Origin of the sequence: uncultured Photobacterium sp. (assembly GCF_947502415.1) — a bacterium.
Classification (GTDB): Bacteria; Pseudomonadota; Gammaproteobacteria; order Enterobacterales; family Vibrionaceae; genus Photobacterium.
The window spans coordinates 1-2,588 of the sequence record NZ_CANMZV010000061.1 but is presented as its reverse complement, the minus strand read 5'-3'; the positions used below and the strand labels follow the sequence as shown (position 1 = coordinate 2,588).

Here is a 2,588-nt window from a genome sequence, read left to right as displayed (position 1 = left end):
TGCGTATTCCGGCGAAGTTGAACACCGATTCCGGCTGAATGTGAACACTTAACTTTTCAACGTATCACGACAGTTGTTTTTTAGCTTAAGTGTTCATCTTCCGTCAACGTTCCGAGCTTTTTCCTCATTGATTCTCCCTTTAGTTGCAGCCTGTGAGCATTGTGCATCAGGCGATCCAAGATAGCGTCTGCCAGCGTGTTGTCACCGATTTGTGCGTACCATTGTTCAGTCGGTAACTGGCTGATTAGCACAGTTGAGGCCTGAGCATAACGATCATCCATGATTTCCATCAGGTCGTTACGGTGCGCGACTTTCAGCGGTTCAAGTCCCCAGTCATCCAAGATCAGCAAGCGGACTTTGGCAAGCTGGGCCAGTAGCTTATGGTATGTGCCGTCAGCTTTTGACTGGGTCAGGGCCAGCAGTAGCCTTGAAGTCCGGTAATAACGAACGCTATAGCCTTGCAGGCAAGCGTTATGGCCAAGAGCGCAGCCGAGATAAGTCTTGCCACTGCCACATGGCCCGGTGATCAGCAGGTTCTGTCCTCGGTCAAGCCAGTCCCGTTGCGCCAGCCGCGCGATGCGTGAACGTTCGATATTGCGTGGGTGCTGGTAGTCGATCTCCTGAACGGTGGCATTAAGTTTGAACCTGGCTTGCCGGATCAGCCGGTCATGCTTGCGTTGCTGCCGGACTGACTGCTCTTGTTCGACCAACAAGCTCAGCCGCTCGGTGAACGAGAGTTCCTCATAAGTGCCAGGCTGTTCTTGCTGCCGCTCCAGTGCCTCTGCCATCCCGCTGAGCTTTAGCTCCCGTAACCGGTTGAGTGTTTGCTGTGTCATGGCATTCTCCTAGTGGAAGGTATGGGGCCCGCGGATATTCTCGTGATCCTGAGGCAAGCATGGGTTGCCATCTTCCTGCTCGGGTAGCTGATCACGGTTGCTCGCCAGGATTGACTTGATTTGCCGGAGCTTAACCAGGCCTTCCTGGTTGGCAAGTTTACAGCTGCTATTGAGCCTCTGGGCTGGATAATGCCGGCTCAGGCTGAGTAGCCCGAGGCACAGGCGGTAGGCTTGTTCCGGGTGGGCTTTTTCCTCCATACGTTCGCTGACCCATTGCAGGGTATCTGGCCCGATGGCGCTGGCCCACTGCTTGAGGCGGCCGGGCGTCCATTGCTGATGTTTCTGATGGCGTTTCGGCATGTGGCTTTCATCGGTTGTTATGCCGGGATAGCGTTTCCGGGGATGGGAAGCGACGAGCTGTTGGCGGTAATAGAGCTGGATTAACCGTTCTCCGGCATGCAGCTCCAGCCTCTCACCAACATACTGGTGCGGAACTGAGTAGTGGTGATGTTCATACTGGATGTGATAGTCGATATTCACCTTTACCTGTTTGATCGCAACATAGCGGTAAGGCATGCACGGTAAGGGCTTGAGGGCTGGTCGGTCTAACTTTTCGAAGGCCTCTTTGCGGTTGCCGGGTAACTGTTTGAACGGCTTCTGGTTCAGCTCTTCAAGCAAAGCCCTGATGCACTGGTTTAACTCAGCCAGTGAGAAGAAGCTGTGGTGGCGCAGGCGTGCCAGGATCCAGCGTTCGACGACTTGCACACCCACTTCAGCCTTGGCTTTATCCTTGGGCTTATAAGGGCGAGCTGGCATGACTGCTACCTGATAATGTTCAGCAAGCTGCTGATAACTCGGGTTGAGTTCCGGATCATAACGACATGCTTTGCTGACGCCACTACGCAGGTTGTCGGGGATCAACATCTCCGGTGTACCACCGAAGAACTCGAATGCCCGAACATGGCTTTGCAGCCAGTCCGGTAATGACTGGGACTCTGTGGCTTCCGCATAGGTATAGTTGGATGCGCCAAGAACCGCAACGAACACCTGGGCATGCCGGACTTCACCGGTGCTCTGGCAGATAATGGGAACCGTCTGGCCGCAGTAGTCGATAAAGCACTTTTCCCCGGCCTTATGCAGCTGTCTCATGGAGCGTCTTTGCTGCTTATTCCAGTGAAGGTAACGGTCACAGAACTGCGAGTAGCTGTAGCAGCGGTTGGGGTATTGCTGGGTATATTCTTCCCACAGCAGTTGCTTGGTGATCCCCTTACGTTTCAACTCTTGATGGACAGCAGCCCAGTCGGGAACCTGATATCGGCTCGAGGCCCGCGTATCGGCTTCGGGGTAAAACAGTTGGGCCAGTTGCTCATCTGTCAGTGAATCAGGAAGCGGCCAAGTCAAATTCAGTGCTTGTGCTTTCTGGAGCAGTTTCTGGATAGCACCAACGCTGACTTTTGTGCTTGCGCTGATTTGCCGAATCGACAACCTGGCATCCAGTTTCAGCCTGAGTACGTCTCGAATTTTACGCATTGCAATCCTCTTTGCTGGCATAGTCCTGCTCCAAATAGGAAACAGGTTACCAAATAAGTTGAAGATCAATACGTTGAAAGGGATTCCGGCGGAACGTGAACAGTGATTCCGGAAATGTGGGCAAAAGTGTTCACATTGAGTCCGGAATGGGTGTTCACGTTAAACCAGAATAGGTGTTCACATTGAACCGGAATGAGTGTTCAGCATGGGCCGGAATACGCA

At 53.2% G+C, this 2,588-nt stretch carries 2 protein-coding genes; both read right to left on the bottom strand.

All coding sequences use genetic code 11. From position 1 onward, the window contains the following. Positions 1–80: 80 nt before the first annotated feature. On the bottom strand, positions 81–836 hold the full coding sequence (istB, locus tag Q0852_RS23355) for an IS21-like element helper ATPase IstB (protein ID WP_299022772.1): 756 nt from the start codon (positions 834–836) through the stop codon (positions 81–83). 9 nt (positions 837–845) lie between these two features. Further along, the gene (istA, locus tag Q0852_RS23350; RefSeq protein ID WP_299022770.1) at positions 846–2,387 is read right to left on the bottom strand and encodes an IS21 family transposase; all 1,542 of its coding nucleotides are present in this window, start codon (positions 2,385–2,387) and stop codon (positions 846–848) included. Positions 2,388–2,588: the final 201 nt, after the last annotated feature.